The sequence below is a fragment of the Paenibacillus sp. FSL H3-0321 genome (assembly GCF_038002865.1).
Classification (GTDB): domain Bacteria; phylum Bacillota; class Bacilli; order Paenibacillales; family Paenibacillaceae; genus Paenibacillus_AQ.
The window spans coordinates 5,224,556-5,249,390 of the sequence record NZ_JBBODH010000001.1; the positions used below are offsets into that span (position 1 = coordinate 5,224,556).

The window sequence follows — 24,835 nt, forward strand, 5'->3', positions numbered from 1 at the left end:
GCCGCACCTGTGAAAAATCGTAAAATACTGGCTGCGGTACTCGCCTGTGCCGCAGCTATTCTAATTCTTGCCGGTTCTGCCCTGTTCTTCACATCCCGCGGAGTAAAGGCTGTTGAAGCCTCCTCCTATATGGAAGTAACTACTGAACTGGAAGCCGGAAGCGAGCTAACTGCACTGCCTGATTCGTCCAAGGGTGTACCGGGAATGCAACTGGTAGCCGACGATACGGAGCTGTCTTTATACTACAATCCTGAAACCACGGAAGTAGCGGTTAAGGATAAACGCCAAGGTCATATCTGGTACAGCAATCCTGTCAACCGCGAAGAGGATGCTCTGGCTTCGGGGTTCGAGAAAGAGCTGCTGTCATCGCAGTTAACAGTGTTGTTCCGTGATGCTGTAGGCACACTAGAATCCTATACGAACTTTGCCCAGAGCATCAGCAGCAAACAGTTTACTGCCGAAAGCATTAAGAACGGACTTCGTATTGTGTATACGATTGGAGATACGTCGATCGGAATCGACGCACTGCCTAAGTATATAAGCAAGACGAGAATGGAAGAAAAGGTTCTGTCCAAGCTCGATAAGCCCACGGCAAAATACGTAGGGCTCCGCTACTACCCGAAAGAGGGCGACCCGGAGGTGCTGGAGCGCATAGATGCACAAGTCTCCAAACCGCTGGTGCTGAGCAAAATGACGGCGGCCTTTACCAAGTCCGGTTATTCTGCAGAAGACCTGGCGTTTGATAATCAGGAGAATGGAGCGGGGGACGGGACCGGAACGACCAAGCCGAATTTTATTGTTCCGCTGGAATACCGGTTAGACGGGGGAGCTCTGGTTGTATCCGTCCCTGTAAACCAAGTTAAGGAAAGCGGGGACTATCAGATTCGCAGCCTTGAGGTGCTCAATATGTTCGGTGCTGCCGATCAGCAGACCGATGGCTATATGCTCGTTCCTGACGGTTCCGGCAGCCTGATCCATTTGAATAATGGAAAAGTTAAGGAAGAGCAGTACGTACAGCGTGTGTATGGCCCCGACCCGAATGATAACAGCTATAGACGCGGGCAAGTCAGTGAGAATGCCAGAATGCCGGTGTTTGGATTAAAGGCTGGTGATGCTGCCTGGTTCGCCGTGATCGAAAAAGGAGATGCCATAGCCAGCATAGCCGCCGATATCAGCGGCAAGAAGAACTCGTACAATTTCATTCACAGCAGCTACACCTTACGGGGTGAGGATGAGCTTGAACTGTACACCGGATCTACCATTCAGGAAATACAGCTCCTGAATGAGGAAATTTACAAAGGCGATATTCAAGTTCGCTACAGCTTCCTGAACAATGACGAGGCCAGCTATTCAGGAATGGCTGAGCTGTACCGGAATAAGCTGGTGACGGAGAAATCACTGCAGCCTTTAGAGGAGGGACAGGGTATTCCTTTTTATCTGGATATGCTGGGGGCTGTCGACAAACAAAAGTCATTTCTTGGCGTACCTTACCGGTCCGAGGTGGCAATGACCTCCTTTGAGCAGGCTGCGCAGATTGCCGATCAATTGAAGCAGGACGGCATTGACCGGCTGCTTATGCGCTATACCGGCTGGTCTTCCAAAGGTGTAAACCATACAACACCCAATAAGCTGAAGACTGAAGATGTGCTGGGAAGCAAGTCGGAGCTCCTTACATTAACGGAAAAATTGGAGCAATCAGGCGGGATGTTATTCCCCGATGTGGCCTTCCAGCAGATTTACCATAATGATAGCGGCTTTACACCTTCCTCCGACGCATCCAGATTTGTGACAAGGGAAGAGGCAGAGCTCTATCCATACAATCGGGCATACAACGGGATGGATATGACGCTCGGAAGCTACTATTTATTGTCCCCTGCCAAGCTGCCTTATTACGTTGACGAGTTTATGAACAAGTATAAATCCTTCGGGATGAAAGGCGTATCTCTGCGGGATCTCGGCAATGTACTCAGCTCGGATTTCCGGGTTAGCCGTGTCATACAGCGGGAAACAGCCAAACAAATCGTGGAAGAGCAGCTCAGTAAACTCGACCAGAACATCGACCAAACCATGATCGCAGGGGGGAATGCCTACGCATGGCCTTACTCCGATCATCTGATCAATGTACCGGCATCCTCCAGCGGATTTTTGCTGACCGATGAAGAGATTCCTTTCTATGAAATGGTTGTTCATGGCTTTATCAACTATGCAGGGACTCCGGTTAATCTGAGTGATGAGCAGGATCTCAAGCAGCAGATGCTCCGCTCAATTGAGCTGGGTGCAGCACCCTATTTCTCGTGGTCCTATGAACCCTCCTCCAAGCTGAAGTTCACTCATTTTGACAGCAAGTATGCAACCTATTACAAAGATTGGTACGATCAGGCGGTTTCGATGTACAAGGAAGTCAACAAAGTGCTCTCCCCCGTACAGAATGCGCAAATCGTGAACCATATACGCCATCAGGAGGGTGTTGTGGAGGTGCAGTACAGTAATGGTATTTCGATCTATGTGAATCACACAGATAAGGATGTCACCGTCCATGGGTTCGCAATCGGAGCCGGACAATATGGGATAGAAGGTGAGCAGTCATGAGAGGAAGTAAGCTCAGCTTAAATCACAAGCGCTCTTTTCTGGGAATAGCCTTTATTGCGCCGTGGCTGCTTGGGTTCGTGTTCATGTTCGCGACTCCGCTCATTCAGTCCATCAAATTCAGCTTCAGTAAATTAACTGTAGATCCATCGGGCTTCTCATTAGATTGGGTAGGCTGGTCCAACTTCAACAATGCTTTGTTCGTAGATGCAACCTTTAACCGGGTATTAACCGAATCTGTCAGGGATATGGTGCTTAACGTTCCGATGATCCTGTTCTTCAGCCTTTTCTCGGCAACGCTGCTGAATCAGAAGTTTCGGGGTAGAATTCTGGCCCGGGCCATATTTTTTCTGCCGGTCATTCTGGCCTCTAACGCGATATCGGCGGCAGAAGCGTCCGGACTGATCAATCTGGTTGGTGATGCGACGGCTGTCAACGAATTGGGCCAATCGGGCTCACAGTACAATGTCATGTCGATGGTTATGATTCTGCGTGATATCGGGCTGCCGCTGTCATTCGTGGATTATATTGTAGACGCGATCCTGCGGATCTATGAGATTATTACGAGTTCGGGCGTACAAATTCTGATCTTTCTGGCCGCGCTGCAGTCTGTTCCCGGGGCGATGTATGAGGTGGCGAAGATTGAAGGGGCAACCGCCTATGAATCCTTTTGGAAAATCACATTCCCGCTAGTGAGTCCGCTCATCTTGACCAACGTTATTTATACCATTATCGACTCCTTCTCGGGTAGTAGCGTGACCCAAATGATATTCTCAACCGCATTCACCACACAAAACTTCGGTCTCAGTGCGGCGATGTCCTGGATCTATACGCTGATTATCAGCCTCATCCTGATTATCGTTGGTTACGTACTGTCTAAAAGAGTGCATTACAACTGATTAATAGCAAAGGAGGGTACGGCTATGCAATCTCCTCAACCCGTTCACAGAGAAGCGAAACACTATAGAGTTCAGAAGGTCAGAGGTAAGGCGGTTGATATTTTGTATGCATTGTTCCGGTACGCGCTTGTCATCGGGATTTCATTTATTATTATTTACCCGCTGCTTATGAAATTCTCCATCTCCTTCAAGGATAAAGCAGATATTTATAACCCGACGATTTATATGATACCGGTCCACTTTACGCTGGATAACATCAAGATGGCGATGCAGATTCTGGATTATTTTCCGCTGCTGGGGAATACCTTGCTTTTCGTCGTAGTGACAACGCTGCTGACTACGGCTTCCTGCGCCTTGGCGGGTTATGGCTTTGCCCGGTTCAACTTTCCGGGAAGCAACATCCTGTTCGCGCTCGTCATTCTAACCTTGCTTGTACCTACCAGCACACTGATGGTGCCTATGTACCTGCATTTCCGAAGCTTTGATATTCTGGGGATTATTCATCTGATCACAGGCAAAGAAGGCATCAACCTGCTCAATACGTATTGGCCTTCCATCATTACATCAGCGACAGCGATCGGATTAAAAGCAGGCTTATTCATCTATATTTTCCGCCAATTCTTCAAAGGGATGCCGAAAGAAATTGAGGAAGCCGCTTTGATTGACGGCGCGGGAGGCGTTAAAACATTTCTGCAGATCATGCTGCCTAATGCAGTCTCCCCGATGATCACAGTTATTTTGTTCTGCTTTGTCTGGCAGTATAACGATACCTTCTTTACCTCGCTCTTCATGAGTGAGGTGGCGCTTATGCCTACGAAGGTCAGTTCGCTGGCGGCTCAGGCCAATGCCTTGCTTCCGGGGTTGCTTGGGATAGGTGCAGGCGGCTCTAGTATTAAGGCAGATCCAAACCATGTGGCCATGATTATTGATACCGGCATCTTGCTGGCGATTATCCCGCTGATCTTGCTGTATATGGTGGTGCAGCGTTATTTCGTAGAGAGCGTTGAGCGCAGCGGTATTATTGGTTAACAGAATACATTGCTTCATGGGGAAATGAAATGCTGGAGACCCGCGTAATGTGCCTCCAGCATTTTTTATTAGGAAGGGAGCCGGATAATGAAGCCTAAACGTTTGTTCGTCATGATTTGTATGTTGCTGCTGGCCGTGACGGTGACGGCTCTACCTGCGCATGCAGAAACCAAAGAAAAGAGGAGTGCCATGCAAGCTTACGTCGAAGCCATCGGACCGGGCTGGAATCTAGGAAACACCTTCGAGGCTACGGGTGAGGAAACTTCATGGGGAAACCCGAGTACAACCCAGGCATTTATTAAGCAAATTGCTGCTGAAGGCTATAAAAGCATCCGCATCCCGATTACCTGGAAGCACCGGATGGGCGACGCTCCTGATTATGTGATCCAGAAAGAGTTTATGGCACGGATTCAAGAAGTCGTCGACTGGTCGCTGGCTGCGGATCTTCATGTCATCATTAACCTTCATCACGATACAAGCTGGGTCCTGAACATGGAGGCGGAGCATGATGAAGTGGTTGCCAGATTCAATGCGGCCTGGACGCAGATTGCGGGGCATTTCAAGGATTATCCGGACACGCTGATGTTTGAGAGCCTGAATGAACCGCGCTTTTCCGAGGATTGGAGCAAGGACACCCCTGAATATTTTGCGATGCTGGATGAACTGAATGTTTCTTTTCATGCTATCGTTCGTCATTCCGGCGGAAATAACAATAAGCGTCCGCTCGTGCTTTCTACTCTTACGGCTGCTCCAACCCGGGCCAGACTGGATGAGTTAGCCAAAACCATTACGAAATTAAACGACGATAGGCTGATTGCAACGTTCCACTACTATGGATATTATGCGTTCAGTGTGAACCTTGGAGGTTCGACCACGTTCGATAACACGGCCAGGGAGGATCTGATTCAGGCTTTCGACCGGGCTTACGACACCTTCACCGCCAAAGGGATTCCTGTTATCGTGGGGGAGTTTGGCCTGCTTGGGTTCGATAAATCGCTGGATACTGTTCAGCATGGCGAAATTTTGAAGTTTTTTGAATACGTCACCTACTATTCCCGGGAAAAAAAGATGCCGCTGATGCTGTGGGATAACGGCCAGCATTTCGATAGGCGCACCCTCAAGTGGGTGGATGAGGAGCTTCATCAGGTGATGAAGCAGGGCTGGAAGGGCCGTTCCTCCAACGCGGAAACGGATTCGGTCTATATTCTTAAAGATTCGGAAATTAAGGATCTGGTCATTCCCCTGAATTTGAACGGGAATACCTTCACCTCTCTGCTCAATCAGGAAAATGCGTTAGTGAAAGGTACGGATTATGAGCTTGACGGAGAAAACTTAATCCTCAAGTCTGCATTGCTGCAAAAGCTTGTCACGAAGAAGTATGGAATGAATGCGACCTTAACCGCTACGTTCAGTGCGGGTGCCGACTGGAAAATAAATATTATTTATTATGACACGCCCGGCCTGATTAGTGCGCAAGCCCCGGAGGGGATATTCACGATCCCGACCTGGTTCAACGGGGACAGCCTGGCGACACTGGAAGCCGTCTATACGGCTGGCGGCAATGCCGGTCCCAATGATTGGACTCCCTTCAAGGAGTACAAACGTATCTTCTATCCGGACTATACCACTGGAGAGATCAAGTTCACGGACGAATTCTGGAAGGAAGTGAAGGATGGAGAAGTGCAGCTGAAGCTGCATTTCTGGAGCGGCGCAGTGATCCCGTATACGATTACAAAAGCAAGCGGGAAGATCGTAGGGGTATCCGCAGAGGAAGCGAAGAAGAGAGCGACAGTAAAACAACAAGCAGTGGAACAAGCAGCCGAAACACCGGCAGATACACAGGCAGGCTCTGGCGATTCAGCAGCAGCGGCCGTTTCAGCACAGCTCTCCGGCGATGACTCTCCATCAGATGAAGGAAATCATATCCTGAGCATCCCGGTGGCGGTAGCCTCACTCCTGGTCTTGGCAGGTGCGGGAATGTACTGGTGGAGAGCAAAGAGGCGATAATATTGCGAATGGGATTTCATTTGGATACAGTACAAACAAGTCTTCTTGCCAGGTTTTACTCTGGCAGGTTAGAATACGATTATCCTGCAGAACCAGTATAAATAAACGATACGACAAGCAGCAGGCCTCTCTTTGGAAGCTTGCTGTTTGTTATATCGGCAATTTCTTCGGGGGAATTTGAAGGGTGGTCCGAAATGGCTAATACCATAACAAGATCAGACGCAGAGGCGGATCAGGAGATTAGGTGTTCAAACGGCTTATTTTCCGTAGTGATATCCGTACTTGCACTGAGTGGATCGCGGATTGCAAGAACATCGGATGAGAAGGATTTTGTTATATGGCTGGCCGAGCATGATCAATCTGTACTGGGAAGTGGTACCTGCGGCTTTACAATCTCGGAAATGCCATGGTCAAGAGACCGGATGCAACTGGAGAAGAGCTTTTTAGACACAACCATTGAAGGGGCCATCCGCTGCTTGGGATGGGGCATGCTCGATTATACGCCCAATGTAACCATGCTCGAACCCGCACTTAATCAGTTTAGGACGCTTGTAAACGAATTGCAGGAGACGGAAATCGATTTTGCTGTTGGCCAGTTGTGGCGGGAGGAGCAAGAAGCGGAACGGACCCTTCCGGGTGAATATCCTGTATGTGGTCAACATCATGTTCTTTTATGCTGGCACGGGTGTGTTGTTTGTCATGAGAACGCCGGAATACTTCCTGCCGATTCTGATTCAAATGGCCGGTAGCAGGGCTATGGTATAGAGAGAGTTGTTCAATTACATAGGGAGGCACAAACATGCTGAAATCATTGCAAGCGATTGAATCGTACCGTGAAAGGGAAGAGTTGCCCGCAAAGGCATTTCCCTGGCTGAAATATATTGTTCAGGCTGAGCAAACCATTGTCAATCTGGAGCGGGTGGAATCGCTGCGCGAACTGGATGAACAGAATCCTGTGCTGGATTATGTGGAACGGAGCTTACGCCTGCTGGATAGCCTGCCTTTGTCCTACTGGATCAAGGAACTGGCCGAGGAGACACTGGTCTGGTCGGAGACGGCAAAAGGCGGAACTTCCCGCCAGCGCCGGATGTGGCAGCTGGAAGGCATTAATTATTTCGTACATAATATCGGCTCGGCGCAGCTGTACTGGCGGTATGCCGGGGGAGATCCGGCAACAGAGCATAAACCGCAAGCGGGCCAGCTCACGGCGGCAGGGGTAGCAGATGCGGAGAAGACGATGATCGTACACCGGCTGATCGAGACTCACGGACTGATCGGGCAGCAGATTCGCGGTGAGGTTCCGCCGTCCGCAAACCGTCCGCTGTCAGCCATGGTGGAGGAAGGGCTTCTGACTGCAGATGAGCTGGAACGGCTGCTGTTCGCGCTGAACCATTGCATCATTTCCGCCGTTTCCCCCGAGCTGTGGCAGGAGGTGCGCACGGAGGTTATGGAGCTGATTGCGGCAATTGCATCAGGCGCTCTGGATGTCCCGCTGCCGATGGAGGAACGGCTGGAACGTATGCGATCGGGGCCGATTGCCAAAGGGGAGGATTTCGGCAGCGAATGGAGCAGGCTGGAGTCCGAAGGGTTTCGGCCTTCCTTGCTGGAACCGCTGCAGCCCCTTACCTTCTGGTATGTGGAGTCGGCACTCCAGACCTTCTCGCTGGAGCAATTCCTGAAAGTGATAGCTTTGACCGCCTGCGGCGCCGAACTTTCCGGTCTGAATCATATCAGCTTTGAGGCTGTCATGAATTCGCTCCATTATGACTACAAAGGCGTGAAGAAGATAAATGTGTACAAGAAGCGGATTATCGAGAAGTATTTGTCGGAATTAACCTGGCAGGATATCACGAGCGGAACCGCGTCTTCCGGTAATCCGCATCTTGCCCACCGGCTTCGGCGGCAGGCTCACTTGCCGGATACGGTGTTCTTTGATTTTGAATTCTCACCCGCCGCAGAGAAGCTGATCGAATTCTGTATGGAAGCCGAGAAGTCTGCCTTGTATGAACGGGCGGTACTGCTGCTGTTCGATCTGTTCGATCTGCGCCGCGATGCCTTTGACCGGTTCCATAACGAGGACAGCTATTTGAGCCAGATGAATGATACAGGTGATTATAAAGCAGTGATTCTGGAGTATGTCACCGGCAGCAAAGTGCTGGATATTGGACCCGGCGGAGGTGTACTGCTGGATTTGATTGAAGCGCGTATGCCGGATGTCACTCCGGTCGGCATTGATATTTCCAGCAATGTGATTGAAGCGCTGCGGCAGCGCAAGCAGCGGGAAGGGCACCGCTGGGAGGTACTGCAGGGCGATGCGCTGAACCTGACGGATTTCGTGGACACGGGCAGCGTAGACACCGTTATTTTCTCATCAATACTGCATGAGCTGTATTCGTATGTGCCGCTGGATGGCGTCAAATTTAATCATGGGACAGTGGCCGCAGCTCTGCGCAGCGCCTTTGATGTGCTGTCAGCCGGCGGTGTGATCATCATCCGCGACGGGATTATGGGCGAGCCGGAGAGTGATCAGCGCCGCGTACGGTTTCTGGAGGAGGACGGGATGGCCTGGCTTGCACGTTACGCCAAGGATTTTGCCGGACGCCAAATTCAGTATTCGGTGACCGGTGAACAAGAGGTGCTGATGCCTGTAAATGATGCCATGGAATTTCTGTACACCTACACTTGGGGAGAAGAAGCGTATATCCATGAGGTCCAGGAACAGTTCGGTTATTTCACTCCCTGCCAGTATGCCGATTTTATCAAGCGCAGTCTAGGCGAACGGGCGAAGGTTGAAGTGTTCCGGCACTATTTGCAGGAGGGTTATACGGAGGCGCTGCAGGGCAGGGTGGTCGTTATGGACGAAAGCGGCGAAGAGGTGGCGTTGCCGGACAGTACCTGCTTTATTGTGATCCGGAAAGCATAAGGCATTGATCTCAGGAAGGCTGAAGCAGGGTGTGCAGCGTGTAGAAATGATTCGGGAGGAATTGCCTCGCAGTGATGATCTAACTTTACAGATGATGTATTCAGATAGTATTATAATCAGCGTATTGTTGTGATGATCATGACCGGTGAAGGAGACTGTGTATATGGGCAAGCAGAACCAAGCGCAAATTGCATACGACAGCATTCTTCGGGATATCAAAGAGAACCAGCTAACCCAAGGCCAGCCCATTATAGAAGAAGAATACGCCAAGAAGCTGGATATGAGCCGGACTCCGGTAAGAGAAGCGATCAGACTATTGTCCGTAGAAGGATTTGTGACCGTTTACCCTCGAAAAGGCGCGTATGTCAGTGTACTGACAGCAGAAGATGTGAAGGAATGTTACGAAATGATGGAAGCCGTTGAGGGGATGATCGCTTATCTGGCCGCACAACAGCCTTCTTCTGAGCATGTTAACCAGCTTACGGAACTGATCGGCAGAATGAATGAGCAAAAAAGTCTGTCTAACTTCCATCAGTGGAAGGAATATGACATCGAATTTCACCGGACCCTGCACCGCATGTGCCCTAATAAGCTACTCATTTATCATGTGGAAAAGCTGTTCCACAAAACCTACCAAATTCAGACCCGGTTTGTGGCGGGAGTCAATTTGGAGAAGGCGACAGAGGAGCATCAATTCATACTCGATGCAATCATCGCTAAAGATTCCGAGAAAGCCAGGTATTATACACAGCAGAATTGGAACAGAGCCAGAAATGAACTGGTGAACTACGGATACAACGATAAGCTGTAGGTATCCTGAAAGGTTCATTTTGCAGCTTAAAACACATTGGTATCGTATGGACAAGCCATTTGTTGCGCCCCCAATGGGGCGTAAACAAGTGGTTTTTTTGTTGTGTGTCATGTTATATTACATTTAATTCGATAAAAATATCTTTTCATCCCCCTAATGTAACTTTTGTTGACAAGAACCATCCTTGTACGTATTATTGTATACAATAACAAAAACAATTTGTTTACAAAAGATTAAGGGGGATTACCATGACGATTGATATCAGCCGCTTGCCCATCATTGACGACCATTGTCATCCATTCATGCCGACCAGAGAGAAGAAGAGTTTCGATAATTGCTTCACCCTCTCATTGATCCCCCCCAAGAGCCGCGATACCCGAAACACTCTGTTATTCAAAATTGTCCGTAAAGAGATGATCCAGCTGCTTGGGCTTGATCCCCGCGTGACAGATGACGAACTGATCCTGCAGCGCAATCAGCGTTATCAAGCCAATCCCAAAGAATATGTAGACATGCTTTTCAAGGATGTAGGATTGGAATCACTGCTGGTGGACTACGGTTTCCCGGTTATGGGGTCGCGGTTGGCCCAGGATGAGCTTGACTGGTTCCATCAGACCTCGTCGTCCATTCCGACCCGCCGCATTCACCGGGTGGAAGCTACCTATCACCGGCTGTTCGAGGAGAAGGTACCCTTCGGGGAACTGGAAGAGACCTACATCCGGGAGCTGCGGGACGAGGTGGAGAATCAGGGGGCTATTGCTTTTAAGACCGTAATTGCCTACCATACCGGACTGAAAATAAACAAGATCAGCAAGAGCCAGGCCGCAGCCAGCTACAGCCGGTTCCTGGAATCACCGGACAATACTGAAGCTGAAAAAGATGTCCGTGACTATCTCGTACTGCTCGCGTTCGAGCTGTGCATGGAATATGACATTCCAATTCAGATGCATTCGGGAGCAGGCGATGCCCCGCTGCTGGATGTGAAGCTCGCAAGTCCGCTGCTGATGCACAGTATCGTCAGCGATCCGCACTATCAGGCTGTAAAGATTATTTTCATTCATACCGCATATCCGTTTGTTGAAGAAGCCGGTTACCTGGTCAATCAGTATCATAATGTGTATCTCGACTTGTCCTCCATGATTCCCTTCAGCAGCATAGGCGTGCAGCCGAAGCTGCGGCAAATCTTTGAAATGGCTCCTTTTACGAAAGTGATGTACGGCTCCGACGGTTTCACGATTCCCGAAGTCAGCTGGCTGGGTGGCCGGATGATCAAGAAAGAGCTGGGTAAAATGCTGACGGATCTGGTGACAGATGGAATTATTGATGAAGAATATGCTTATACTGCGGCTGGCCTGGTTCTCTCGGAAAATGCACGCAATCTGTATATCCGCAACTGGGGCGAAAGATCAAACGGCTAAACCAAGGGAATATACCATCATCTGAACGATAAGGGGATATGTGCGATGCGGAAATGGTTCTATGGAAAAGCTGCGGCAGGTATACTGACACTTCTGATTACGGCGACAGCCTGCAGTTCGGGTAAGGATGCTCCAGCGGCGGCAGCCACGGACAAGCCTTCCGGCGGCAAGCTGGTGGTCACCTCTTTCGGCGGAGCGATTGAAGAAACCCAGCGTGCCTATATCAAACAATTTGAAGAGGAGTACAATGCCGAGGTTGAAGTCGTAACGTTGTATTCGGCAGATGCGCTGGCCAAGATTCGTGCGGAGAAGAACAATCAAACCATTGATGTGGTGCTGTTCTCAGGCGGACAGGAGCAGATTGCAGCCAAAGAGGATCTGATTATGAAGCTCGACCCGGAGCAGATGGAGAACCTGGACCAGCTGTACCCGGAAGCGCGCAGTGCTGAAGGCTATGGACCTACCTTCGGCTATGAAGCTCTTGGCATGATTTATAACCGTGATGCAATCCCAACTCCTCCAGCCTCGTGGAATGATCTGTGGAAGGAAGAATATAAAGGACAAGTCGGTTTGGTTGATATCTCCAACACCTACGGCAATCAGTTCCTGGTAGCCCTCGCCAAGATGAACGGCGGCGGAGAAGATAATATTCAGCCCGGACTTGATGCGATCAAGACTTTGCTGCCCAATGCCGCGGCAATTGTGAAATCCAGTCCCGAAGTCGGCAATTTGTTCGCCCAGGATGAGGCAGTTATAGCCCCGTTCGATTCCGGTTATGCCTATACGTTTGGTAAACAGGGAATTCCCATTAACTTTGCGATTCCCAAGGAGGGAGCCGTCGGCATCTATATTACTGCCCAAGTGGTGAAAGGCAGCCCGAACCCTGAGCTTGCCCGGAAATATATAGACTTCCTGCTGCGTCCGGAGATTCAGAAGCTGACTGCTGAGGGTGGCGGCTATTCCCCGACCAATAGCCAGACAGAGTTGTCCGATGAGCTGAAAGGCATCCTTCCGAATGGCGAAGATACGTTTAACGGCCTGATTCATCTTGATTTGGCGCAGGTGAACAACAACAAGGCAGATTGGATGGAGAAGTGGAGCAAATTGATTTCACAGTAGCACTGCATCATTACTATTTGAAGGGAGCTGCAATGCCATGCTGAAACGCATTCCCCCTTACTGGATTCTGCTGGCTCCCGGGCTGATAATTTTCCTGCTGGTGTTTGTCCTCCCGCTTGCCCGGCTGCTGATGCTCAGCTTTTATCAAACGGACTCATCCGGAGCCATGGAAGCGGCGTTCGTCTGGCAGCAATACGGAAGATTCTTCACAGATCCGTTTTATCTGCAAATGCTCTGGCGTTCGGTGTACATCGGCGTTGCCGTAAGCTTCATCTGTCTGATTCTGGGATACTGCCTCGCGTATGGGGTATCCCGGGCTCAGCCCAAACACCGTTTCCTGCTGCTCATCTTAATCGCGCTCCCTCTGTTGACAAGCGCCGTAATCCGCAACTTCGGCTGGATTATTATTCTGGGCCGCAAAGGAATTCTGAATCAATTCCTGCTCGGAATAGGGTTGATCCAGGAGCCGCTTGAGCTACTGTATACTCCTGCGGGTGTTATTATTGCTTTGGTGCATGTCATGCTTCCTTATATGGTGCTCGTTCTTTACTCGGTGCTGGAAGGCATGGACCGCAATCTCGAAAGTGCGGCTGCCAATCTGGGTGCGTCGAAAACAAAGGTATTCTGGTTCGTCACCCTGCCGCTCTCTAAACAGGGGATTATTGCTGGAACATTGCTTGTTTTCTCAATTACATTAAGCTTTTTCGTCACTCCGTCCCTAATCGGGGGGGCCAAGGTGAAGCTGATGGCTACAGAAATCTACAACCAGACAATTAACCTACTTAACTGGCCTTATGCTTCTGCTATGGGCGTCATTTTACTGCTGACCATGCTTGGGGTAACCAGTCTCTACAGACGGATGCTTAGCGGCAGGAAGCCGGGAGGAGTCGTTTGATATGAGAAGGAAATTTCCGCTCCTTACTATAGTAAATACTCTAATCTATCTATTTATTATGGCACCGCTGCTTGTCATCCTCATTTCATCATTTAATTCCGGTGAGTTTCTGGTGTTTCCTCCCAAAGGCTTCTCCCTGCGATGGTATGAAGAGGTGCTGACAGGCGGGAGGTACACCGGTCCCTTCCTGACCAGTATTAAGCTGGCTGTTTTGACTACGCTGTTTGCGCTGCCGCTTGGGACGATGATTGCCTACGCCATACAGCGGTTTGAATTTCGGCTGAAGAATGCGCTGCAAGGGCTGTTTCTGTCCCCTCTGGTCATTCCGACGCTGCTGTTCGGCATCGGCTTGCTGATTTTCTTCAGTTATCTGGGCATACGGATGTTCTTCCTGAGATTGCTGCTCGCCCATATCATCTTAATTATTCCTTATGTCGTGCGGACCATGCTGGCCGGATTCTCGCGGATGGAGCGGTCGGTGGAAGAGGCTTCGATCATTCTCGGCGCTTCGCCGCTGAAAACCTTCTTCCTGGTGACACTTCCGTTTGCCAGACCCTCGCTGCTCGCCAGTGCGTTCCTCAGTCTGGTGCTTTCCTTTGATGAACTGGTTATCGCCTTATTCCTTACGGGTCCAGGTATCAATACGCTGCCAATGACCATTTATTCGGATATTCAGTTCAATCTGTCACCTTCGCTGGCTGCAGTATCTTCCATTATTATTACAGGCACGATTCTGATTGGGCTGCTGGGGATCGGCATTATGCGGTGGGGCAAAAAAACATAGCGGGGAGGCACACCATGAGCCAACTGATCATCGAAAATCTCGTAAAAAATTACGGGCAAAAACCCGTAGTCAACAATCTGAATGTTACTGTAGAGAGCGGTGAGATGCTGTCGCTTCTCGGACCGAGCGGGTGCGGGAAAACGACAACCCTGCGCATGATTGCAGGCATGCATGATCCGACCTCGGGTTCTATCCGGCTGGATGGCAGGGAACTCACAAACATTGCTCCGCATAAAAGGAACATTGGACTAGTCTTCCAGAATTATGCCCTTTTCCCTCACTTAAGCGTTTTTGAAAATGTAGCTTTTGGACTGAAGCGTCACGGTGTGCCGAAATCGGAAATCAGAGAACGCGTGGAGGCGGCTCTGCATTCCGTGCGGCTGAACGATTTTGCAGAACGGTTCCCCGCGCAAATGTCCGGCGGACAGCAGCAGCGGGTTGCGCTGGCCCGGACTCTTGTGCTTAAACCGCCGCTCGTATTGTTCGATGAGCCGCTCAGTAACCTAGATGCCAAGCTGCGTCAGGCGCTGGGAATTGAAATCCGCGTGCTGCAGCGGGAGTATGGTTTTACCGGGATTTTTGTTACCCATGACCAGGAGGAAGCGATGGTCATTTCTGACCGTATTGCCGTAATGAACGGTGGGAATATCGTGCAGACCGGAACGCCGCAGCAGATTTATATGCATCCTGCCGACCCGTTCGTGGCTGATTTTGTGGGAGAATCGAACTTGTTTCCGATCACCAATGTCATGGAATCAGAAGGCATGTGGCGTTTCGAACTGACGAAGGGAAACCCCATTTCTGCGGAGAAAACCGGGAACGGGGGCACTCCGACATATGTTATGGTCCGGCCGGAGGCTGTTTCTGTGCGGCGTCAAAGCCCGGAACCTCATCCGGTACCCGGGCATGGGCTTAATACGCTGGCGGGTGAAGTGGCCTTTATCAATTACTCGGGTTCTTCCTATCTGATCGGAGTTGTAATCAAGTCGCTGGACCAGCAATTTATTATCCGGCTGCAGAACACGAGAAGAGAGCTTGATCTGCGGGTAGGCGAAGAAGCGGTGGTCGAGTGGCCGGTTCACGAAACGCTTACCTTCTGATATGTCAGGAAGGGGGCCGCATATCGCATGGTTCTGTAACCCTTCAACGAGGCTCATTCATCTCACGGATACAGCTGCGACTGCCCGGCACCCTGTACTGCCCCTTTGCGGAACTCTGAAGGCGAACATTTCATCGCCTTGCGGAACACCTTAATGAAATAGCTGACGTTATCGAATCCGACATCCATGGCGATGTCGGATATTTTGCGGTCGCTTTGCTGCAGCAGATCTGCGGCCTGGCGGATCCGGTAGGAATTGATGTAATCCACCGGCGTCTTGCGGGTCATTGCCTTGAAGAAGCGGCAGAACTGTCCTTCGCTCATGGGTATAAGCTCGGACAAATCACGGGTTCGTATTGGCTCCTGATAATTGTCCTGGATGTAGAGGATGACCTTCTTCAGCCGGTTGATCTTGGTTGTATCCGCACCCTCCGACTGGGTATGGTTCACAGAACGGCCCTCGATCGCGATCTGCGAGAGCATGATAAGCAAAGTCCCTTTCATAAAGGACTCAAATCCGGGCATTTTATTAGCATATGCCTCCATCAAACGTTCGAGATGGTGGAGCAGTTCCTGCTGCCAGGCAATCTCTGGTGTAAGATGTCTGGGGAAGCTTTGGCGTTTCTCCTGCAGCGGCAGAATCACTGTATGCTGAATGGCATCATATTGGGCGCTGGCGAGCAGATCGGGGTGAAAGACAAGTGCACAGAACCTGCAAGGGCCTTCCTTCAGCACATAGGCGGCATGAATATCGCCGGATTCGATGAATACGGCCTCACCGGCCCTGAGAGGGAAATAATCGGTATCGACCTGAAACAGAATCTCGCCTTCCAGCAGCATAAAGAACTCTGCCTCCTCATGCCAGTGCGTATCCAGGACATGGGTTCCGGCCGGAAGCTCGATCCAATAGGCGGCTAGCGGGAACATAACATCACCATGCACACGGTCTTCTTTAAGCAAACGTTGTGATGTGCGGTCCATAATTGGGCTCCTTTCGGTAAAAACATCAGAATAGTGTTATAAATGAGCTATATTATATTAGTTTTGTATTTTTATTATCGTTATAATGCAACTATAAACACCAAATTGAAGGGTGGCAAGTCACACATGAAATTTACAGACGGCCTCTGGCTGGTTCGCGACGGAATCAACATCAACGGCGCAGTGCAAAACTATGTAGTGGAAAAAACTTCTGAGGGTTTGACGGCAATTACCCAAACCACTCCAATTACAGGACGCGCAGCAACCCTTAACTCAACGCTGCTGACCGTAAAATTCCATTCTCCGCTTCCGGGTGTGGTAGGCGTGAAGATCATTCATAATGACGGCGTAATTGACCGCGGTCCCGCTTTCGAATTGACCAAGGGAACTGGCGACCACGTACAAATTGAAGAAACTGATTCGGAAACCGTGCTGATCAGCGGCGGGCTGCGCGTAGTCATCCGCAAGGGCGAGCAATGGGCAGTGGATTTCTACCGCGGCGACGAGCGCATTACAGGCAGTGGTTACAAATCCATGGCTTACATCACAGATCAGGACGGCAACACCTTCATGCGTGAAGAGCTGGATATCGGCGTAGGTGAATTCGTCTATGGTCTGGGTGAGCGCTTCACTGCTTTTGTCAAAAATGGACAGGTTGTTGATATCTGGAACAAAGACGGCGGTACAAGCTCCGAGCAGGCGTACAAGAACATTCCGTTCTATGTAACAAGCAAAGGCTACGGCGTATTTGTGAATCAGCCTGAGCTAGTTTCGTATGAAATCGGTTCGGAAAAAGTGAAAAAGGCCCAATTCAGCGTAGCCGGCGAAAGCTTGGAATACTTCGTTATCGAGGGACCTACGATCAAAGAGGTCATCAGCAAATATACTTCCCTAACCGGCAAGCCAGCGCTTCCTCCGGCATGGACCTTCGGCCTGTGGCTGACAACTTCGTTCACTACCGACTATGATGAAGCAACAGTTAACTCCTTCGTAGAAGGCATGGCTGAGCGTGATCTTCCGCTGCATGTCTTCCACTTCGACTGCTTCTGGATGCGTGAATACCAATGGACCGATTTCCAGTGGGACTCCCGTGTATTCCCGGACCCGGTTGGCATGCTGAAACGCCTGAAGGAAAAAGGCCTGAAAATCTGCGTCTGGATCAACTCTTATATCGGACAACGTTCACCGTTGTTTGAAGAAGGCAAAAAGAACGGCTATCTGATCAAAAAAGCAAACGGCGATGTCTACCAGACTGACCTGTGGCAAGCAGGCATGGGGCTTGTGGACTTCACGAACCCTGCAGCTTGTGAGTGGTATGCCGGATACCTGCGCGACCTGGTGGATATGGGCGTAGACAGCTTCAAGACGGACTTCGGCGAACGGATTCCGACGGATGTTGTGTACTTCGACGGCTCCGATCCGCAGAAAATGCACAACTACTACACTCAGCTGTACAACAAGGTTGTCTTCGATGTATTGGAAGAGAAGCTTGGCAAAAATGAAGCGGCAGTATTCGCACGTTCGGCAACCGCCGGCGGGCAGCAGTTCCCGGTTCACTGGGGCGGCGACTGCTACGCAGATTATGAATCAATGGCAGAAAGCCTTCGCGGCGGCTTGTCCCTCGGTCTGTCCGGCTTCGGCTTCTGGAGTCATGATATCGGCGGCTTCGAGAACACGGCTCCGGCGCATGTCTTCAAACGCTGGCTGGCGTTTGGCCTCCTGTCCAGCCACAGCCGTCTGCACGGCAGCACCTCGTACCGTGTGCCTTGGGCTTACGACGATGAAGCTGTTGATGTTACCCGCTTCTTCACCAAGCTCAAATGCAGCTTGATGCCTTACCTGTATGATGTGGCCGGTCAGGCGCATGAAGAAGGCTGGGCTTCGATGCGGGCGATGGTGATGGAATTCCCGGAAGATCCGACCTGCGAAGTGCTGGATCGTCAATACATGCTGGGTGATTCCCTGCTGGTGGCTCCAATCTTCCAGGAGAACGGCGAAGTGAAATATTATCTGCCTGCTGGACGCTGGACACACCTGCTTAACGGTGAAACTGTGCAGGGCGGATCATGGCGCAAGGAAACACATGATTTCTTCAGTCTGCCGCTGTTCGTCCGTCAGAACTCGCTGCTTGCAACAGGCAGTGTAGATACCCGTCCGGATTATGATTTTGCCGATGGCGTGAAATTCGGATTGTACTCGCTGGAAGACGGAGCGGCAACGACTGCAACCGTCCGTGACATCAAGGGCGCTCCTGAGCTGACCGTGAAGGCTGAACGCAAAGGCAATACTGTAACGGTAGCTGCTGAAGGCAGCGGCAAAGCATTCACGCTGGCAGTGAAGGATCTGGGCACTATCGCTTCCGTAGAAGGTGCAGACCAAGCGGATGAGACTACAGTGAAGGTAAACGCCGGAAGCAAATCCGTATCGTTCACCATTACACTGAAATAGGTTTATACAGCATATAATTTAAGCTCTCTGATGACAGGGGACCTCCGTCCCTGATTTCATCAGAGAGCTTTTTGGATGCTGAGGGTTACGTGATCAATGATGTGAAAGATAGGATAAATGCTGTGAAGATAGGTTGAATGCTGTGAACACACGGTAATTAATTTAAGATGCTCTAAGATATGCTTAAATAATGGAGGATTACATATGACAAGGATAATAGAAGACAATGGAGTGTACAGCCAGCCGGACTACTCTTCAGCTACAGCATTATCGAGCGCGGCCAACTATATCATGAACTCGCCGGAGCCGTTCACCCATACCTTCCGGACATACATCCGTTTGCGGGAGAATGGCAGCCTGACGCTTAAATTCTGGCACAGTAACAGCGTGGATTCGACTTGGGATCTGGGGCAGGATGCAAACGGAAGCGAGCCGGGCGGGGAATGGAGCATTGAAGCGGCATACTTCTCAGACGGAGGAAGTGTTCCGGATGGAACGTTAACCGCCGGGACTTCGGTTCCGCTAACCTTTGCAGGCAGCCGCACGAAGCAGGTTGAAGCTGGAGAAACCTTCTGGAGCGATGAAGCAAGCCTGGAACTGTCGGAGGGACATTATTTGGCGTTCACCTGGACGATTAAGACGTCATCCCCCGGCAAAACGCTGCCCTACAACGTGGAAGGAATTCTGGTCTCAGCCTATGACGGGCCGGGGAATCTGGCCGGGCAGGAATCGGCAGAGGCGTTTAGCTTGTCGGACAAGCTGCTGGTGCTGCCAAGCTATATCGGCTACAAGAAACAAGTGGCGAAGAGGCTGGTGTTCCTGGGCGATTCGATCACGCAGGGGGTACGGACGGAGAAGGATCAATACAGCTATTGGGCTGCGCGGATTGCCGAGGGACTGGGAACGGATTACGGACTGTGGAATATCGGCTCCGGCTGGGGCCGGGCTTATGATGTAGCCGCAGATGGCCCGTGGATGAACAAAGCAAAGCAGGGGGATGAGGTGCTGATCGTGCTCGGGGTCAATGATCTTGATATCGGCCAGCGTTCGGCAGAAGAGCTGCTCAGGGATTTAAGCGATATTATCGCCAAGATCAAAGAGGCGAATGGAGGGGCAGAGGTTATTCTGAGCACCGTGCCGCCGTTCAACTTTGCGGAAGAGCGGGAGCAGGCGTGGCGTAAGGTCAATATGGAGATTCTGACGAATCCGCCTGCAGGTGTCAGCCGCGTGTTTGACATCGCCTCCGTGCTGGCTATGCCGGCCCCGGCTGAGCACAGAATCAGAGCGGAGTACATGAGCGGCGAATATGACCCGCATCCGAACGGCACCGCCGGGAAGGCCGTTGCTGAAGCCTTTTTGGCATGGTATTGAAGCGGGGAGCGGAGTAATCGGTCAGCGTTGTCCGCACACGTAGACGTAAGATAGTTACTACGGGTGATGGGCACAGCTGACGGGTGGCTGCCGCTGAGACTACAGGCGGCGACTCGAAGGCAGGCCGCCGCCGGGACTACAGGCAGCGGCTCGAAGGCAGGCCGCTGCTGGTGAGTATGGCCGTATACAGCAGGCGGCGCTGCGGCCTGGGTGCTGATTGCATATATTGCGGGAATAGTGCCCGCTATTTCTTTGACTATGAGGTCAACTCATAGTGGAACGGGAATTTCTCCCGCTAAATTTGCTGATTCGGAGTAATTCAGGTAACTAGCTCAAGTTACCGGTAAATTTTTCCTTTAATGCTCCCGAAAAGGGCATTTCGAGCAAAATAGCGGCAGGATTCTCCGCTAAGTGTATCGTATTGCCGGTTTCCTTGGGTACCGTCATCCATGGTCTCCGAATCTCACTTGGAACTCACTTGGAGCTCACTGAAATCTCATTGGAGTCTCGCGGCAATCTTACGAGATCTCACGAGATCTCACATAGATACACATGGGTTCTTCCCAGTTTGCATATTCCCGTTAAAGCGCTGAGTACCGACACCAATCGTATGGACAGTCAGCATCCGGAATCGGAAAAATTACCGGATAATGGTAGATACAAAGAGCTACAAAGAGCTACAAAGAGCTACAAAGAGCTACAAAGAGCTACAAAGAGCTACAAAGAGCTACGAAGAGCTACAAAGAGCTACAAAGAGCTACGAAGAGCTACAAAGAGCTACAAAGAGCTACAAAGAGCTACAAAAAGCTGCTAAGAGCTATTAAGCTACTAAAGAGCTACTAAAAGCTACTAAGAGCTACTAAGAGCTGCTACGGCAGCTCCTGCAATCTTAAATGTTTTTCTGGATACGGTAGTCCTTCGGGGAGCTGCCGACCTGCTTTTTGAATACCTTGCTGAAATATTTCACATCATGGAAACCGACCATTTCCGAGATTTGTGACAGCTTCAGGTTGGGATTCTGCAGCAGCAGCTTGGCCTTCTCAATGCGGACATTGCCGATATAGTCGGAGAAGTTGATGCCATATTCCTGTTTGAATTTGCGGGAGACATATTCACGGCTAACGTAGAATTTGCCCGCTACCTCCTGCAGGGAGAGGTCGGATGCATAATTCTGCTCGACGTACCGGACAATGTCTGACATCGGATTGCTCTCTTTGACCTGTCTGGCCGAAAGCTCCTGCGACAGGCGCTGCATCAGGGCAAAGGACCAATCGCGCCAGGCAAACAAGGAGAAAGAATATCCGTTGGTATAAGGAGCCGGGTTCAACTGGTCGGCATGCTCCAGCTCTGCCAGAGCGGCGTCTGCCCGTACGCCCAAAGCATCCCGCACCAGCCGGATACGGAACAGCAGGACATCTGCCTTCCAGGCATTCAGCATTTCGGGAGTAACGACGCCTCCGCGGCTTAGTTCATGGGTCCAATGCTGCGCGGCGTCTGACAGTGCTTCGTTGTTTCCGCTGATGACAGCCAATTTCCAATCCTCCTGAACATGGGCGAAAATGACGGGAGATCCGTGGCTGGCGCTCCCATCCCCGGATGGACTAACGGTCTTGCCGTGTGCATCGGTTGAAGAAGGGAAATGGCAATAATCCTCATGACTTAACAAATTCCGCCGGAGCAATGCTTCGGCGGCTTCTGTGCGTTGCATCGACAGCCGGTGCGGCAGGCTTCCTGTATTGCTGATGCCAAAGTGCATCCGGAACTGCAGGGTACGGTAAATGCCCTGATTGATCCGGCTAATCAGCTCCACTACAGATTCCTGCACATCCCACAGAATGATTGCGATCTCCGGAGGGCCGCCCCAATAGCGAAAGGCGATGCCCTTGCTTTGCGGATGCAGGAATTCATTGCAGATATTCACAATGGCGTAATAGAGCAGCTCGCTGTCACCGCCGAACCGTTTCAGCAGCGGATTGTTCCCGCTGTCTGTCTGTACGAGGATCAGCCGGGAGGATTCGGCATTCCCCGGAATAACCCCCTCGCTTACCAGTCTGCGCAGCGAAGCTTCGGAATTGATGGGATCGTCTATCAGTGCCGAGAGCAGTTTCTCCCCGTAAATCGGTTTGATTTCATTCAGCCGGATGCTCTGCTGCTGCCGCTGGCTGCGTTCCTCTTCCTCGGACCGCCAGGCGGCTACCGCCTTGGAGACCGCAGTATTGATCGCTTCAGCTTCAATCGGCTTGAGGATATAATCAATGCCGCCGTTGCGGACAGTCTGGCGTACGAAGTCAAAATCATTATGCCCGCTGACCACAATAAATTTGGTGTTGCCGGCGAATTCATTGACCCAGGTCATCAGCTCAACTCCGCTGCCCGATTCCATCATCATGTCCATGATGACTAGAGCCGGTTTCGCCTCACGAATGACTTCAATCGCTTCATTGCCGTTTCCCGCTTCCAGAATCTCATCAATGTGATGAGCGTCCCAGTCGACCAGGAGCCTTACCGCTTTTCTGACTCTTGCTTCATCATCTACTATAAGCGCCTTCATATCCGTTCACTCTCCACTAATATTTCAATTTCCAGTCTGACTATAACTCCGCCTGTCTCCAGATTGTCCACGGTTAGGGCTGCATCATCCCCGCATACCAGCCGCAGCCGCGCCAGCACGTTCCCCAGGCCGATGCCTGCGCCCGGAGCATCACGTTTGCTGTCACTGCTTTTCAGTGTGGCGACGTCCAGTGAACCGGGCTGCTGAAGCTCCTTGCGGAGCATTTCCAGCCGGGCCGGCGGGATGGAGTGGCCGTTGTTCTGAATATTAATTTCCATCCGCCCGGACTCCAGCTTGGCTGCTGTGATCTCAATAAATCCGTCATTGCGGGACAGATTAAAGCCGTGTTTGAAATAATTCTCCACAATCGGCTGCAGAATCATCTTCGGCATCAGGGCATGGAGCAGCGATTCTTCCATATCGTAGCGGAAACTGAACTTATTTTCAAAACGTTCCTTCTGCAGCTCGATATAGGCTTTGACATGGTCCAGCTCATTCTGGATGGTCACGATCTTCTCATCATTATACATGCTGTACCGCATCATTTTGGCCAATGCCGAGAGTAGGCCATAGATTTGCGGCACCTTCAGTTCAAGCGCAAGCGTGCCGATAATCTGCAGCGTATTGTTCAGGAAATGCGGGTTGATCTGTGCCTGCAGTGCCCTCAGCTCATTGGTTTTATTGGACAGCTCCAGCCGGTATTCCCGCAAAATCAGGTTGTTGATCGTATCCATCATGTTGCGGAAATGTTCAGTCACCACGCCGATCTCATCCTTGCCCGTTGGGCGGATGTCAATCTCAAGATTACCGGTCTGAACTTGGGTCATGTACCGGCTGAGCTGCTTGATTGGAGCCGTGATCCGGAAAGAGATGAGGATCGTCAAGGCGATAATCATAATCATCAGCAGGACCAGCAGGAGGATATTGATTTGCGCCGCCTCTTTGGCTTCGCGGAACAGGTAGGATACCGGAATTTGCTTCACCAGTGTCCAGTTGAGGCCGGGGCTTTCAATTTTTTGATAAATAAATACAGCCCCGCCTTCTTCAAAATACCCTTGATCACGGTCATTCGCTGCAATCTGCTTATTATACCAGGTAGCGTTCAGCGGTTTGCCCAGAGCGGCGGTATCGTGGCTGTAGACCAGCGTTCCGCTGTCATCCACCAGATAGACGTTCTCCTGATTCTGCTCATACAATTGATCCACAATGTCGGTAAGTGCAGTCAGTCTCACATCCACCGACAAATAGCCGAGGACCTTGGAGGACGGGATTTTCTCAATTCTTCTATGCATCGTGAACACCGGCTCTGAAGTGAACTGCGGAAACGGTGAAGTCACCCCGTAGGCGGTGCTCATGTGAGTGCTCTGTACAGCTACCTGGGAGACACCGGTGTTTTGGGAATCAGCATAAGGAGCGGTTGCCTGCCAGCGTTTGGGTGTCGTATTTTGTGTCACCAGTGTTGCCTTTCCGTCTTTGACGCCGTACAGATACACCTGTGAAATATCAGGCATGGAGGTCGAGATGTAATTGAGCGAGGAATAGATCGAAATATCGGCAGTCAAGTCGTCATATCCGGCTTCAAGCAAGCGGTAGAAGTCGGAATCCGAATAGGCGATCAGAGACAGCCGGCTCACTTCCTGGATCAGACTATTAATATTTTTGTAGCCTTGATACAGCAGATTCTTATTCTCATCCACGGCCCGGGTCCTTAAGGACTCTGTCGTATAGGAATAGCTGATGTACATCGTAGCCATAATACAGACTAATGTTGGCAGGAGTAAAAAAACGATCAGCTTGGTGCGGATATTGTTCCATTTCATCGATTCTTGTCACTTCCGATCAATATTTTACACCTCAAAGATCACTTGCGTAGGTGTAAGGAGTCCGCAAAAAAACGGATAATATGTTTAGATC

Annotated in this window: 18 protein-coding genes; 15 read left to right on the plus strand and 3 right to left on the minus strand. The window is 50.8% G+C overall.

Going from position 1 to position 24,835, the window contains the following annotated elements; genetic code table 11:
- Positions 1-9: 9 nt before the first annotated feature.
- The 12 genes from MHI45_RS23430 (at position 10) to MHI45_RS23485 (ending at position 15,571) form a co-directional block, all read left to right on the plus strand.
- On the plus strand, positions 10-2,589 hold the full coding sequence (locus MHI45_RS23430; RefSeq protein ID WP_076110394.1) for a DUF5696 domain-containing protein: 2,580 nt from the start codon (positions 10-12) through the stop codon (positions 2,587-2,589).
- Positions 2,586-3,485: a carbohydrate ABC transporter permease gene (locus MHI45_RS23435; protein ID WP_076110393.1), complete on the plus strand. Its 900-nt coding sequence runs from the start codon at positions 2,586-2,588 to the stop codon at positions 3,483-3,485. Before MHI45_RS23430 ends, MHI45_RS23435 begins: the two co-directional genes overlap by 4 nt.
- A gap of 24 nt (positions 3,486-3,509) precedes the next feature.
- Complete coding sequence (locus MHI45_RS23440; protein ID WP_076110392.1) at positions 3,510-4,514, plus strand: carbohydrate ABC transporter permease; 1,005 nt, start codon at positions 3,510-3,512, stop codon at positions 4,512-4,514.
- A gap of 87 nt (positions 4,515-4,601) precedes the next feature.
- Positions 4,602-6,521: a cellulase family glycosylhydrolase gene (locus MHI45_RS23445; RefSeq protein ID WP_340894717.1), complete on the plus strand. Its 1,920-nt coding sequence runs from the start codon at positions 4,602-4,604 to the stop codon at positions 6,519-6,521.
- 194 nt (positions 6,522-6,715) lie between these two features.
- Positions 6,716-7,270 carry a hypothetical protein gene (locus MHI45_RS23450; protein WP_340894716.1) on the plus strand — a complete coding sequence of 185 codons (555 nt, stop codon included), beginning with the start codon at positions 6,716-6,718 and terminating at the stop codon, positions 7,268-7,270.
- Positions 7,271-7,320: 50 nt separating this feature from the next.
- Positions 7,321-9,444: a class I SAM-dependent methyltransferase gene (locus tag MHI45_RS23455; RefSeq protein WP_340894714.1), complete on the plus strand. Its 2,124-nt coding sequence runs from the start codon at positions 7,321-7,323 to the stop codon at positions 9,442-9,444.
- A gap of 163 nt (positions 9,445-9,607) precedes the next feature.
- Positions 9,608-10,255 carry a GntR family transcriptional regulator gene (locus MHI45_RS23460; RefSeq protein WP_076110388.1) on the plus strand — a complete coding sequence of 216 codons (648 nt, stop codon included), beginning with the start codon at positions 9,608-9,610 and terminating at the stop codon, positions 10,253-10,255.
- 248 nt (positions 10,256-10,503) lie between these two features.
- On the plus strand, positions 10,504-11,673 hold the full coding sequence (locus MHI45_RS23465) for an amidohydrolase family protein (protein ID WP_340894712.1): 1,170 nt from the start codon (positions 10,504-10,506) through the stop codon (positions 11,671-11,673).
- A gap of 45 nt (positions 11,674-11,718) precedes the next feature.
- The gene (locus tag MHI45_RS23470) at positions 11,719-12,792 is read left to right on the plus strand and encodes an ABC transporter substrate-binding protein (RefSeq protein ID WP_340894711.1); all 1,074 of its coding nucleotides are present in this window, start codon (positions 11,719-11,721) and stop codon (positions 12,790-12,792) included.
- Positions 12,793-12,829: 37 nt separating this feature from the next.
- Positions 12,830-13,687 carry an ABC transporter permease gene (locus MHI45_RS23475; RefSeq protein ID WP_038586199.1) on the plus strand — a complete coding sequence of 286 codons (858 nt, stop codon included), beginning with the start codon at positions 12,830-12,832 and terminating at the stop codon, positions 13,685-13,687.
- Between the two features lies 1 nt (position 13,688).
- Positions 13,689-14,471, plus strand: a complete 783-nt coding sequence (locus MHI45_RS23480; RefSeq protein ID WP_038586204.1) for an ABC transporter permease — start codon at positions 13,689-13,691, stop codon at positions 14,469-14,471.
- Positions 14,472-14,485: 14 nt separating this feature from the next.
- Entirely contained in the window at positions 14,486-15,571 is a 1,086-nt protein-coding gene (locus MHI45_RS23485) for an ABC transporter ATP-binding protein (protein ID WP_076110384.1), read from the plus strand.
- Between the two features lie 62 nt (positions 15,572-15,633).
- Here MHI45_RS23485 and MHI45_RS23490 read toward each other — a convergent pair whose 3' ends face one another.
- Complete coding sequence (locus MHI45_RS23490; RefSeq protein ID WP_038586210.1) at positions 15,634-16,551, minus strand: AraC family transcriptional regulator; 918 nt, start codon at positions 16,549-16,551, stop codon at positions 15,634-15,636.
- 126 nt (positions 16,552-16,677) lie between these two features.
- Between MHI45_RS23490 and yicI the strand changes: the two genes are divergently transcribed.
- From yicI to MHI45_RS23505, 3 genes are all read left to right on the plus strand, one after another.
- The gene (gene yicI / locus MHI45_RS23495) at positions 16,678-18,999 is read left to right on the plus strand and encodes an alpha-xylosidase (protein WP_076110383.1); all 2,322 of its coding nucleotides are present in this window, start codon (positions 16,678-16,680) and stop codon (positions 18,997-18,999) included.
- Positions 19,000-19,203: 204 nt separating this feature from the next.
- Positions 19,204-20,370, plus strand: a complete 1,167-nt coding sequence (locus MHI45_RS23500; protein WP_076110382.1) for an SGNH/GDSL hydrolase family protein — start codon at positions 19,204-19,206, stop codon at positions 20,368-20,370.
- An 83-nt stretch (positions 20,371-20,453) separates the two neighbouring features.
- Positions 20,454-20,645: a hypothetical protein gene (locus MHI45_RS23505; protein ID WP_076110381.1), complete on the plus strand. Its 192-nt coding sequence runs from the start codon at positions 20,454-20,456 to the stop codon at positions 20,643-20,645.
- A gap of 614 nt (positions 20,646-21,259) precedes the next feature.
- Here the strand turns inward: MHI45_RS23505 and MHI45_RS23510 are convergent.
- Positions 21,260-22,921, minus strand: a complete 1,662-nt coding sequence (locus tag MHI45_RS23510) for a helix-turn-helix domain-containing protein (protein WP_076110379.1) — start codon at positions 22,919-22,921, stop codon at positions 21,260-21,262.
- The gene (locus MHI45_RS23515) at positions 22,918-24,741 is read right to left on the minus strand and encodes a cache domain-containing sensor histidine kinase (protein ID WP_076110378.1); all 1,824 of its coding nucleotides are present in this window, start codon (positions 24,739-24,741) and stop codon (positions 22,918-22,920) included. Before MHI45_RS23515 ends, MHI45_RS23510 begins: the two co-directional genes overlap by 4 nt.
- Between the last annotated feature and the right edge of the window lie 94 nt (positions 24,742-24,835).